Genomic DNA, 12,785 nt, shown 5'->3' with positions numbered 1-12,785 from the left:
CAGTACCGCCTGGCCGTGTTCCAGTGCGAAGGCCTTCAGTGCCTTGGCGTCGCGGCTGACCAGGGTCGGTGGGCAGCACTGCGGGAACAGCAGCGCGGCCAGCTTCTCGTTGTAGTCGCGGAGGCCCTGCGGGTTGTTGACCACGCACGCACCGGCGGCGGCAGCGACATCCAGCACCTGGGTGTCGTAGACATACTCGGCGTCGACCGGCGGGTCCTTGCGCATCAGCACGATCTGGCCGGGACCGAATTCGGTCCGGCTGAATGCGCCCAGCTCGTACCARCCGGCCGGGTCGTCGCGCACCTGCAGGGGGGCGGTCCAGGCCACGGCCACCCCGCCTTCCAGCGCCAGCCCGCCCGGGCGCACGTAGTGCAGGGCATGGCCGCGGCGCTGGGCTTCCAGCAGCATGGCGAACGTGGTGTCCTTGGCGATCTTGATGTGGGCGATGGGGTCCATCACCACGATGACGTTCAACGGCATGGGTGCACYTGTCAGGCAAGGCGTTGATGGTAGCGGCAACGCCGGCCGTGCGCCTCCCCGGCGATGTGCAACGCAGCGTCCCTTGCCGGGCTGCGCAGTGATTGCCAATCCGGTCACGTTCAGCCCGGCGCCACGCCCCGCGCCACGGACCGCCCTTGAAGCGGGCGCGGGAAGTGCGATATAGATACGCTTTCGCAGCGGCTCCCGCCAAAGATTGGGCCGTGCGCTTGGGGAATGGCAATGACTGAAAACACGACTGCGGGCGGGGAGCTCGCAGGACTCCGGGTGATGGTCATCGATGACTCGAAGACCATCCGCAGGACTGCGGAAACACTGCTGAAGCGCGAAGGCTGCGAAGTAGTGACCGCGACGGACGGTTTCGAGGCGTTGGCCAAGATTGCCGACCAGCAGCCGCAGATCATCTTCGTCGACATCATGATGCCGCGCTTGGATGGCTACCAGACCTGCGCACTGATCAAGGGAAACCAGCTGTTCAAGGCGACCCCGGTGATCATGTTGTCGTCCAAGGATGGTCTGTTCGACAAGGCGCGGGGGCGCATCGTCGGCTCGGAGCAATACCTGACCAAGCCATTCACGCGCGAAGAACTGCTGGGTGCCATCCGCACGTACGTCAACGCCTGACCAGGGGGGAAAGGCACAATGGCTCGTATCGTCCTGATCGAGGATTCACCGACCGACCGCGCGGTGTTCACCCAATGGCTGCGCCGTGCCGGCCATGAGGTGCTGGAAGCGGACAACGCCGAAGAAGGCCTGCAGCTGGTCCGCGACCAGGTGCCGCAGCTGGTCCTGATGGACGTGGTGCTGCCGGGCATGAGCGGTTTCCAGGCGACCCGGGCGATGGCCCGCGACGCAGCAATCAAGCACATTCCGGTCATCATCGTCAGCACCAAGGCGATGGAAACCGACAAGGCCTGGGGGCTGCGCCAGGGCGCCGCCGACTACATCGTCAAGCCGCCGCGCGAGGAAGAACTCATCGCCCGGATCAACGAGCTGGTGGCCTGATGCGCTCGCCCTTCGACATTCTTGAAGCCTACGAACGGCGCAGCCTGGCCCACGCGGTGCAGCTGCCCGGGCGGCAGTTCGCCCAGGACCTGTGGCGTGGCGTCGGTTTCCGTGTTGGCCAGCGTCGGCTGGTGTCCGATTTCCGCGAAGTGGTGGAGATCGTGCCGATGCCGCCGGTGACCCCGGTGCCCTGCGCGCAGCCGTGGCTGCTGGGCGTGGGCAACCTGCGCGGCAACCTGTTCCCGGTGGTCGACCTGAAGTACTTCCTGGAAGGGGCGCGCACCGTCCAGCAGGAAGGCCAGCGCGTGCTGATCATGCGCCAGGCCGGTGGCGACGTCGCCCTGACCATCGATGAACTGTTCGGCCAGCGCAGCTTCGAGCTGACCCAGCAGATCGAGGCCGGTTCACTGGCCGAGGGACGCTACGGCCACTTCGTCGATCGCGCTTTCCATGCCGATGGCAACGACTGGGGCGTGTTCTCGCTCTCGCTGCTGTCGCGCACCCCTGAATTCCGGCAAGCCGCGGCCTGAGGCCGGGCATCGCCCCCTGCATTGAAAATCGAGGTTGAACGATGAGTACTGCTTCGGATGCCACCAAGTCCGGCAAGCTGCGGCTGGGCGGCAGCAACCTCTGGCTGGCGCTGCTGGCGCTGTCGATGATCCTGTTCGGTGTGAACACCGGCGTGTCCACCTGGCAGGGCAGCCGCCTGGCCGATGCCGGTTCCAAGGCCGCGGACCTGCAGGTGCTGTCGCAGCAGCTGGCCAACCAGGGCCGTGACGCGGTCGGCGGCAACGCGCAGGCCTTCACCGCCTTCAAGGCCACCCGCAACGCGATCGAACAGAACGTGTCGACCCTGCAGGGCCGCTACGGCAACGAACCGGGCGTCTCCCGGGCGATCTCGACCCTGGCCGACACCTGGACGCCGCTGGGCAAGCAGGCAGGCCAGCTGGTGGCCAGTGAACCGGCAGTGCTGGCCCTGGCCGGCAACGCCAACAACTTCTCCGGTGCGGTGCCGGGCCTGCAGGCCCAGTTGAACGAACTGGTGCGTGCGATGTCCGCCTCCGGCGCCCCGGCGTCGCAGGTCTACAGCGCCCTGCAGCAGGTGGTGGTCGCCGGTTCGATGGCGCGTCGCGTGACTGAAATCCGCGCCGGCGGCACGGCTGCTGCCGCTGCCGGTGACGCGCTGGCCCGCGACATCACCGTGTTCTCGCAGGTGCTCGATGCGCTGCGCAATGGCAACGAGGATCTGGGAATCACCGCCGTGCGCGGCGCCGCCGCCGTCGCTGCGCTGGAGCAGTCGCAGCAGAAGTGGCTGGCGATGAAGCAGGACGCCGACGCGATCCTGGCCAGCTCGCGCCAGCTGTTCGCCGCGCAGTCCGCTGCCTCCGCACTGGGCCAGGGTTCGGCGAAGATGCTGACCGACAGCCGCAAGCTGTTCGAAGCCTTCTCCTCGTTCGGTTCGGTGTCCGACACCCGCCTGTTCCCGAACTTCTGGATCGGCGTGGTGTCCGGTGCGCTGTCGCTGATCGCGATCATCGGTTTCGTCTCCACCAATGTGCGCAGCCGCTCGCGCGAGCAGGAACTGCGCTACCAGACCCAGGTGGAGTTCAACAGCCGCAACCAGCAGGCGATCATGCGGCTGCTGGATGAAATCTCCTCGCTCGGTGAGGGCGATCTGACGGTGAAAGCCTCGGTGACCGAGGATATGACCGGCGCGATCGCGGACGCCATCAACTACGCGGTGGATGAACTGCGCCACCTGGTGACCACCATCAACGACACCTCGGCCAAGGTCGCGCTGTCGACCCAGGAAACGCAGGCAACGGCGATGCAGCTGGCAGAAGCGGCCGGCCACCAGGCCAACCAGATCACCTCGGCGTCGGACCGGATCGGCGAAATCGCCGCCAGCATCGAGCAGGTATCGCGCAACTCGGCCGAGTCGGCCGACGTGGCACAGCGTTCGGTGGTGATCGCCGCCGAAGGTGCCGGCGTGGTCCGCGAGACCATCCAGGGCATGGACCAGATCCGCGACCAGATCCAGGAGACCTCCAAGCGCATCAAGCGCCTGGGCGAATCCTCGCAGGAGATCGGCTCGATCGTGGAACTGATCAACGACATTTCCGAGCAGACCAACATCCTGGCATTGAACGCGGCCGTGCAGGCGGCTTCGGCCGGTGAAGCCGGTCGTGGTTTCGCGGTCGTGGCCGACGAAGTGCAGCGCCTGGCAGAACGTACCTCCGGTGCGACCCGACGCATCGAGAACCTGGTGCAGGCCATTCAGGCCGATACCAATGAAGCGGTCACCTCGATGGAGCAGACCACCGCCGAAGTGGTGTCCGGTGCGCGCCTGGCCGAAGACGCCGGTACCGCACTGACCGAGATCGAGCGCGTGTCCAACGCGCTCAACACCCTCATCAAGAACATCTCCATCGCCGCCCAGCAGCAGTCGTCGGCGGCGTCGGACATCACCCGCACGATGGGCGTGATCCGCCAGATCACCGGCCAGACCTCGCAGGGTGCCGGGCAGACCGCCGAGTCGATCGGCCACCTCGCGCAGCTGGCGGCCGACCTGCGTCGTTCGGTCGCCGACTTCAAGCTGCCGGCGTGACACGGGCAGGGTGGCGAGCAAGGAACCAGTCGATGAAGCATTTCCATTCCCCACGCCAGGATCCGCGCGACCGTCGCGCGGCGGCGACCGGAGCGCATCCATGAGCAGCCTGCGCGATGCGATGAGCCACGCAGCCTTGGGCTGGGTCAAGCCCGAGCTGGACGAGACCCTGCGCCTGGTGCGCAACGAGGTCGAGTACTTTGCCGAAGACCCGGGCGACAGCAGCCGCATGCGCATCTGCGCCGGCTACCTGCACCAGGTGCAGGGCACGCTGCGCATGGTTGAACTGTATGCACCGGCGATGGTGGCCGAAGAGCTGGAACAGCTCGCCATTGCTGTCGGCAAGGGCGAGGTCGCCGAGCGTGATGAGGCCTGCGCCACCCTGATGCGCGGCAGCGTGCTGCTGCCGGATTACCTGGAGCGCCTGCAGAACGGACACCGTGACATTCCGATCGTGCTGCAGCCCCTGCTCAACGAGATCCGCGCCGCCCGTGGCGAAGCGCTGATCAACGACAGCGTGCTGTTCGCGTTCGCGCCCGATTCGGTGACCGCCACCGAAGCGGAACTGGACCATGCACGCGGCAGCCTCAGCGGCCGCAACCGCGAGCTGCTGGACACCGTTGGCAACGCGGTCAAGGAAGAACTGCTGCAGGTCAAGGACGCGCTGGACCTGCACCTGCGTACCGACGGCGCGCCGCAACAGCTGCAGGAGCAGGTGACCAAGCTGGGCTCGGTGGCCGATACGCTGGGCATGCTCGGCCTGGGGGCCGCGCGGGGCGTGGTCGTGCAGCAGCGTGACGCGCTGCGCGGAGTCGTCGAAGGCCGCCAGCAGATCGACGAAGACATGCTGCTGGATATCGCCGGTGCGCTGCTCTATGTCGATGCATCGCTGGACGACCAGGTTGCACACCTGGGTGCCAGTGGCAGTGGCCAGGATGATCCGAGCGCGGTGGAGAACCGGCGCACGGTGGAGGTGCTGGCGCACGAGGCGATCGCCAATTTCGCCGCCGCCCGCGAGCATTTCGTCGCTTTCATTGAAACCAGCTGGAACCATGCCGAACTGCAGGACGTGCCGCGCCTGCTCGGGGATGTCTCCGGCGCATTGCGCATGCTCGACCTGGGCACCGCTGCCGACTACCTGCGCGGCGTTCAGCAGTACATCGAAGCCGAGCTGATCGGCCGCCAGCGCGTGCCCAGTGGACGCCAGCTGGACACCCTGGCCGACGCCATGGCCAGCCTGGAGTACTACCTGGAGGCCCTGCGTGACCGCCGTCCGGGTCGCGAGGACATCCTCGACATCACCCGCAGCAGCCTGGAGGCCCTGCGCTACTGGCCGCTGCCCGAGCGTGACGTGGTCACTGCCGAAGCCGTGCAGCCGGTCGTGCGTGAGGCCGTGGCCGTGCCGGCCGCGCCACTGCAGATCGAACCGCTGGATATCGACGTGCAGGCCTCCGCGCCGGCACCGGGTGACGTGCCGGCGCCGCTGCCCGATTTCACCTTCGACCCGCTGCCGGAGGCTACGCCCGCCGACAACGGCCTGATGTTCGGATCGCTGGGTACGCCAGCGTTGTCGGCCGAACCGCACGGCACCCCGCCGCCCCTGTTGTTCGCTGCCTCCAGCGCCCCCGCGCCGGAAGTGCCGCAGTGGGAACTGGGTGGATTCGACGCGCCGGCAGGGAGTGCTGCCGAACGCCGCGACGAGCGTGCGCCGACGTTCGACAGCTTCGATCCGGTCAGTTTCGACCCTGTGTCAGCCGAACAGTCCGACGCTGCTGCCTGGATGTTGTCCGAAGCGCCGGTGCTGGATGAGGGCGACACCCAGCTAGCCGCCGTAGACGGCAACGATGACGCCCTGCTGGCGACGTCGTTGGATGAGTCGACGTTTGCCGCGCCGCTGGATGCAGTCGTTTCACCGGCATTCGATCCGGTTGCCGCCGAGCAGGACGGCCAGACGTCGCTGAGCGACGACGTGGTGTTCCGTTTCGACAGCAGCCTGTTGCACAACGCCGATGACGTGTTGTCGCTGGAGGCAATGGAGACCCTGTCGCTGGACGATGAACAGGAGTCGCCTGCGGCGGTGGAGCTCATTGACGCAGTTGCGGTGTCCCAAGCCGACGATGGCCTGGCCATCGCAGAGCTGACCGACGCCAGCGCTGGGACCGATGCTGACGCTTACGTCGCGCCGACCGCTGATCTGCGCGCGTCCGAAGACCTGCCGGCATCGGCGGCTGTGCCGACCGTGGCCCTGGTCGATGTGGATACCATCGCGCCGATCGACTTCAGCGAAGCCGATGCGCAGTTCTTCGCAGAGCTGAATGCTGCCGCCGCCGGCTTCAATCCCCAGGCCATGCCGGCCACCGTCGTGGCGAGTGAAACCGTGCCGCCGACCGTGGCCGAGGGCGGGTTCGATGCGGGTTTCGACGACGATGCCGAAAACATCGACCAGGACATCCGCGAGGTGTTCCTGGAGGAATTTGACGACGAACTGGGCAATCTCGGCACGCTGCTGCTGGCATGGCGCATGCAACCGGACAACATGGACCGGCTGCGGCCGATCCGGCGCATTTTCCACACACTGAAGGGCAGTGGCCGCCTGGTTGGCGCACGTACCCTGGGTGAGTTCGCGTGGAAGATCGAGGGCATGCTCAATCGCGTGCTCGACGGCAGCCGTGCCCCCACGCCGGCGGTGCTGGCGATGGTCGATCACGCATATGCGGCACTGCCGCAGTTGAACGCGGCACTGCGCGATGGCCAGCGGGTCAGCGTCGACCTGCAGGCGATGCAGGCCATCGCCGATCGCGTGGCTGCAGGCGAAGAGACGTTCTACGTTGCGTTGCCGGGCGCCACTGCGCCGATGGCCGTGGCRCCGGCCGATGCGGTCGAACCGCTGGGCAGCACTGAGCCGCTTGTCGATGTGCCGGCAGAGAGCGCTGTCGAAGTGGCAGGTACTCCGGCCAACATCGACAGCGTGCTGCGCGAAATCCTGGAGGCCGAGGTGGAACTGCACCAGGCCACCCTGCAGGGCTGGTTGCGCTCGGCGCAGCAGGCGCCACAGCCGGTCAGCGACGCGTTGCTGCGTGCGGTGCACACCATGAATGGCGCCTTCGCGATGACCGAAGTGCCGGAAATCACCGCCGTTACGGGCGGCGCCGAGTCGTACATCAAGCGCGCCCTGGCCGCCGAGGTGGTGCCCGGTGATGACGCCGTGGCGGCACTGGACGAGACCGCACAGGCGATCAACGCGACCATGGACGCGCTGCAGGCCGAACAGCCGCGGATTGCGCCGCAGGCTGAACTGGCGCAGCGCCTGCAGGCGCTGGCCGGTGAACTGCCGGAAGCACGCTGGCCGATGGCCGGGCTGGAACTCGATGAAGACGAAGACGATCAGCTGCTTTCGCTGGTCGCCGATGCCGACGTGGTCGAGTCGCCCCATGGGCTTGAGATCGAGCCGGAAGCCGGACGTGACACCGATGGCGCCGATGTCACCGATGCCGAGGTGCTGGAGGCGCTGCAGTTCAGCGAGGACGCGTTGAGCGATGCGGGCCTGGAGTCCGCTGAATTGACGGGCAGCGATGATCTATCGCGCTACTTCGATGCAGGGTGGCCTTCGATGCCGGACGCCCCGGCGCCGGAGTCGACGTTGGAAGTGGCTGCTTCCACGATCGTTGCCGAGGAGATTGAAGCCGGACAGGCGGTGGCGACATCGGAAGACACCGCATTGGAAGACGCCGCGCTGACTGCGGTGGATGATCTGTCGCCGTATCTGGATGCCAGCGCACTGCCGGTTGACGACCGCGATCTGGATGTCGCAAACGACCTGAATACGTCGCTGCCGTTTACATCTGAAACGGCGGTGGATGATGACGCTGCTGCAGTGCCGCTCGACAGCGAGCTGTCCAGCCTGCAGGATGAAATGGCTGTGCCGGGCTTCGCAGACCCGGTCACGCTGGAAGCCGCGCTCGAGGCCGGCCTGCACGTGATCGACGAGGAGCAGGGCCAGGACGAAGACGGGCAATGGCCCGTGCTCGGCCTGCAGGCCAGCGAACTCGCGCCTGGCGAGGCGGAAGCCTTTGCCGAGGATGCGGACGTCGGCGGGGAGGCGGCGGTCGGTGAAGGAGAGAGCACCGACCAGCCGTCCCCGGCGACGGTGGAAGACGTCGAGCCCGTGGAGACGGCGCAGGACGCCATTTCGCCCTCGCGTTTCTTCGAACTGGAAGATGCTCCGGGCCAGGATGCCGCGGCGGACAGCGGCATGATCGTGGTGCCGATCGCGGCGGAGGCAGCGGCAATCAACGCCGAACCTGTTGCTGTCGACAGCGCCGATGCGGTGGTGCCGGCGGATGCGGTTCTGCTCGGTGCTGAGACCGACCCCGAATCCGAAGACAGCGCCGACCTGCTCGACTTCAGCATCTATGACCGCGAGCTGGTCGACATCTTCGTCGAGGAAGGCAAGGACCTGCTGGATCATTGCGATGGGCTGATCAGCGAACTGCGCGAAGCGCCGCAGGATCGCGAAGCCCTGGCCGGCCTGCAGCGCGATCTGCATACGCTCAAGGGCGGCGCGCGCATGGCGGGCATCAACCCCATCGGCGATCTCGGCCACAGCATCGAATCGCTACTGGAGGCCGTCGCTGGCGGGCGCACCGAGATCGAACGTCGTGACGTGCAGTTGCTGGAACGCGGTTTCGATCGTCTGCACCAGCTGCTGACCCGCACTGGCGAACACCGCGTTGTCGAGCCGGCACAGGATCTGCTCGATGCCTTTGAAGCACGCACCACAACCGACATCGCCGCTGCCGGCGCTGCTGCTGCCGCCGCCGCCGTGGCAGAGCAGACCCCGCAGGCGACTCCGGCCGTGGCCGTGGTCGACGCCCCGTTGTCGGCACCGTTGCCGGTGGAAGGTTCCAGCGAGGAAGACCCGCTGGCCCGTCCGCAGCAGGAACAGGTGCGCGTGCGCGCCGACCTGCTCGACCGCCTGGTCAACCACGCCGGTGAAGTGGCGATCTACCGTTCGCGTCTGGAACAGCAGCTCGGCGCCTTCCGCGGCGCGATGGGCGAGCTGGAGCGCACCAACGCGCGTCTGCGCGACCAGTTGCGTCGCCTGGACCTGGAAACCGAGGCGCAGATCGTTGCCCGCTACCAGCGCGAGCAGGATCAGGCCGACCAGAAGTTCGATCCGCTGGAACTGGACCGTTTCTCCACCCTGCAGCAGCTCAGCCGCGCGCTGAACGAGTCGGCCGCCGATCTGGGTGGCCTGCAGGGTGTGCTGGATGATCTGTCGCGCCAGTACGATTCGCTCCTGCAGCAGCAGTCGCGTGTCAGTTCGGAACTGCAGGATGGCCTGATGCGCGCGCGCATGGTGCCGTTCGACGGCCTGGTGCCGCGCTTGCGCCGCGTGGTCCGCCAGGCCGGCATGGACACCGGCAAGCAGGTCCACCTGACCCTGGAAGGTACCCACGGCGAACTCGACCGCAACGTGCTTGATCGCATGGTCGCGCCGCTGGAGCACATGCTGCGCAACTCGGTGGCCCATGGTCTGGAAGCACCGGAGCAGCGTCGTGCCGCCGGCAAGCCGGAAGAAGGTGAAATCGCCATCCGCCTGCACCRCGAAGGCTCGGAAATCGTGCTGGACGTGGCCGACGATGGCGCTGGCCTGGATCGTGAGGCGATCCGACGTCGTGCCATCGAGCGCGGCCTGCTGCCTGCCGATGCGCAGCCGAGCGAGCAGGAACTGGACAACCTGATCTTCGCCTCGGGCTTCTCCACCGCCGACCAGGTCAGCCAGCTGGCGGGGCGTGGCGTCGGCATGGACGTGGTCGGCAACGAAGTGCGCCAGCTCGGCGGCTCGGTCGACATCCAGTCGGTGCGTGGCCAGGGCGTGCGTTTCACCCTGCGCCTGCCGCAGACGCTGGCGGTCACCCAGGCGGTGTTCGTGCAGATCGGCGAAACCACCTTCGCGGTGCCGGTCGCCTCGGTCAGTGGTATTGGCCGGCTGTCGCACGAGCGCTTCGAAGCAGCCGACAGCAGCTACCGGTACGGTGGCGAAGACTATCCGCTGTACGACCTTGGCAGTCTGGTCGGCCAGGCCCCGGCACGCGCTGACGGCCAGGCCCAGGTACCGCTGCTGCTGGTCCGCGCCGGCGACCTGCGCGCCGCCGTTGCGATCGATCAGGTGCTGGGCAACCGCGAAGTCGTGGTCAAGCCGGTGGGCCTGCAGATCGCCTCGGTGCCGGGCATCTACGGCGCCACCATCACCGGCGATGGCCGCGTGGTGGTGATCCTGGACGTGGCCCCGCTGGTGCGTCGTTTCCTGGCCAACCCGACCGCGCCGGTGCTGGTCAACGCACCCCGCCAGGAACGGCAGGTGCCGTTGGTGATGGTGGTGGACGATTCGCTGACCATGCGCAAGGTCACCGGCCGCATCCTGGAGCGTCACAACTTCGAGGTGAGCGTCGCCCGCGATGGCGTCGAAGCCCTGGAACAGCTGGAAGAGCGCGTGCCGGACCTGATGCTGCTGGACATCGAAATGCCGCGGATGGACGGTTACGAGCTGGCCACCGCGATGCGTGCCGACCCGCGCTACAAGGACGTGCCGATCGTGATGATCACCTCGCGCAGCGGCGACAAGCACCGCCAGCGCGCCTTCGAAATCGGTGTGCAGCGCTACCTGGGCAAGCCGTACCAGGAGCTGGACCTGATGCGCAACGTGTACGACTTGCTGGGGATTGCCCGTGTCCGTGAGTGACCTCGATCCGGTTCCGGCCGTAGCCCTGCTGGCCCGCCCGGGTGCGGCGCGTGAGCGCCTGCGCGAGGCGTTGGCCCATGCCGACGTGCAGATCGTGCTGGAAGACGATCCCATGACGCTGGAACCGCAGGCGCTGCATGATGCGCGCCCGCAGTTCGTGGTGATCGCGCTGGAAGCGGCCATTGAAGACGCGCTGGAGCGCCTGGAACCGGCGCTGTCGGCGCCCGGCTTGACCCTGGTGTTCGATGAGGCTGAACTGGCCGCGCGTCGCGATGGTTGGGAAGCGCAGCGCTGGGGCCGTCACCTTGCCGCCAAGCTGCACGGCCACCAGCAGGTGCTGCCGCCCGGCGCCGAGGACGAACCGGCACTGCAGCTGGAGCCGGGCCTGCCGTCGACGCCGCCGGTGCCGAAGGAAACCGCGCTGCAACCGCACCTGGAACAGGCCCGTTCGTGGGCCGACGACGTGCCGGCTGATGGCCTCTATTCGCCGCCGACACATCTGCACGAGCCGATTGCGCTGGAGCAGGCGCTGGCTGCGCTGCAGCCGGTGCTGCCGGAAAGGGCAGCGCCCGTGCAAGCAGCACCGGAACCGCCGCCGGTACCGGCAGCTGCGCCGTCGGTATTCAACGACCACACGGCCTGGTCGCTGGTTGACGAGGCCAGCGACGCGCCGGCAGTTGCATCGGCTGCCACCTCGACCGAATCGGCGGAACCTGCATTCGATACCGGACATCTTTCACTGGTCGACCTGGACGCTACCGCGCCTGCAGGCAGTCGCTCCGGCGCACTGCTGGTACTGGCCGGTATCGGCGGTCCCGATGCGTTGCGTCGCCTGCTCGCTGCACTGCCCAGCGGGCTGGCCGTGCCGGTGCTGGTGCACATGCGCCTGGACGGCGGCCGCTACGGCAACCTGGTCAAGCAGATGGCGCGCGTATCGCCGCTGCCGGTGCAGCTGGCCGAAGCCGGCCAGCGCGCCACCGCTGGCGAAGTGCACGTGCTGGCCGATGACATCGGCGTGCACGCTGCTGCCGATGGCCTGTATTTCCAGAGCGAAGCGCAGGGCATCTCGATTGCCGCGTTGTCGGCCGAGCACAGCGCGCTGGTGCTGCTCAGCGGTGCTGACCTGGCCCATGTGGGCCCGGCGTTGGACCTCGCCGCCGCCGGCGCCTGGGTAGCCGGGCAGGTGGGCGAAGGCTGCTACGACCCGGCTGCGGCGACGGCCGTGGTCGCTGCCGGCATGGTGGCCGGTGAACCGCAGGAACTGGCGCAGGTGATCGCCGCGCGTTGGGGCCTGGATGACGACGGAGATGCCGCATGAGTTACGCCAGCAATGATGAGATCCGCGGCGTCCTGATCTCGGCCGGTGCCGAACGGGTCCTGCTGCCCAATGCAACCGTGGCCGAGATGATGTCACGGGTGCCGGTGCAGGCGGTCGCCGACGCGCCGCGCTGGCTGGTGGGTGAGATCGGTTGGCACGGCTGGCAGGTGCCCCTGGTGTCGTTCGCACGGCTCTCCGGCTTGGGCGAAGAGACGGTGGCCGGCCACAACAAGGTGGTGGTGCTCAAGACCCTCAACGGCAATGCACAGCGCCCTTACTACGCACTGTTGACGCAGAGTTTCCCGCAGCTGATTTCGGTTCCGCGCGACGGCCTGCTGGCCGACGCGTCCGAAGAAACCCTGCCCGACATCGTGCACATGCGCGTGCTGCTGGGTGAACAGAGCGCGCTGTTGCCGAATCTCGACGCGCTGGAAGCTGCGCTGGATTCGCTGACGCCCTGAATCCTGCCGATCGGTAGTGCCGGCCGCTGGCCGGCAGCCACGGGATCAAGAGGTTGCAGAGTGAGGCCCTACCCCAGATCGCGCAGCCGTGACGGCATGAATACCGAACGGTAGTGCCGGCCGCTGGCCGGCAGCCATGGGATCAAGAGG

At 67.4% G+C, this 12,785-nt stretch carries 7 protein-coding genes and 1 pseudogene; 7 read left to right on the top strand and 1 reads right to left on the bottom strand.

The features are described from left to right. Window positions 1-480 (bottom strand): annotated as a pseudogene (locus AB4Y84_RS03350) (glutathione synthase); the annotation flags it as partial. A gap of 240 nt (window positions 481-720) precedes the next feature. Between AB4Y84_RS03350 and pilG the strand changes: the two are divergent. From pilG to AB4Y84_RS03315, 7 genes are all read left to right on the top strand, one after another. Then, window positions 721-1,122, top strand: a complete 402-nt coding sequence (gene pilG, locus AB4Y84_RS03345; RefSeq protein WP_005418455.1) for a twitching motility response regulator PilG — start codon at window positions 721-723, stop codon at window positions 1,120-1,122. 18 nt (window positions 1,123-1,140) lie between these two features. Beyond that, entirely contained in the window at window positions 1,141-1,503 is a 363-nt protein-coding gene (locus AB4Y84_RS03340) for a response regulator (RefSeq protein WP_049466295.1), read from the top strand. Next, entirely contained in the window at window positions 1,503-2,033 is a 531-nt protein-coding gene (locus AB4Y84_RS03335; RefSeq protein WP_025877750.1) for a chemotaxis protein CheW, read from the top strand. The genes AB4Y84_RS03340 and AB4Y84_RS03335 overlap by 1 nt, the downstream gene beginning before the upstream one ends. A 41-nt stretch (window positions 2,034-2,074) precedes the next feature. Continuing rightward, window positions 2,075-4,111 (top strand): methyl-accepting chemotaxis protein, encoded by a 2,037-nt coding sequence (locus AB4Y84_RS03330; RefSeq protein ID WP_312108306.1) that lies wholly within the window; start codon window positions 2,075-2,077, stop codon window positions 4,109-4,111. A 100-nt stretch (window positions 4,112-4,211) separates the two neighbouring features. After that, a complete protein-coding gene (locus AB4Y84_RS03325) occupies window positions 4,212-10,856 on the top strand; it encodes an Hpt domain-containing protein (protein ID WP_442249768.1) in 6,645 nt (2,214 codons plus the stop codon). Continuing rightward, entirely contained in the window at window positions 10,843-12,174 is a 1,332-nt protein-coding gene (locus AB4Y84_RS03320) for a chemotaxis protein CheB (protein ID WP_394198481.1), read from the top strand. The genes AB4Y84_RS03325 and AB4Y84_RS03320 overlap by 14 nt, the downstream gene beginning before the upstream one ends. Beyond that, window positions 12,171-12,635 (top strand): chemotaxis protein CheW, encoded by a 465-nt coding sequence (locus tag AB4Y84_RS03315; RefSeq protein ID WP_312109829.1) that lies wholly within the window; start codon window positions 12,171-12,173, stop codon window positions 12,633-12,635. The genes AB4Y84_RS03320 and AB4Y84_RS03315 overlap by 4 nt, the downstream gene beginning before the upstream one ends. Window positions 12,636-12,785: the final 150 nt, after the last annotated feature.

This window comes from Stenotrophomonas sp. 2YAF22 (assembly GCF_052114665.1).
Taxonomy (GTDB): domain Bacteria; phylum Pseudomonadota; class Gammaproteobacteria; order Xanthomonadales; family Xanthomonadaceae; genus Stenotrophomonas; species Stenotrophomonas indicatrix.
This window is presented reverse-complemented; position numbering and strand designations above follow the sequence as displayed.

Coding starts and splice junctions, on each gene's coding strand:
- pilG (WP_005418455.1), top strand. CDS start 721: ATGACTGAAAACACGACTGCGGGCGGGGAGCTCGCAGGACTCCGGGTG.
- AB4Y84_RS03330 (WP_312108306.1), top strand. CDS start 2,075: ATGAGTACTGCTTCGGATGCCACCAAGTCCGGCAAGCTGCGGCTGGGC.
- AB4Y84_RS03335 (WP_025877750.1), top strand. CDS start 1,503: ATGCGCTCGCCCTTCGACATTCTTGAAGCCTACGAACGGCGCAGCCTG.
- AB4Y84_RS03340 (WP_049466295.1), top strand. CDS start 1,141: ATGGCTCGTATCGTCCTGATCGAGGATTCACCGACCGACCGCGCGGTG.
- AB4Y84_RS03315 (WP_312109829.1), top strand. CDS start 12,171: ATGAGTTACGCCAGCAATGATGAGATCCGCGGCGTCCTGATCTCGGCC.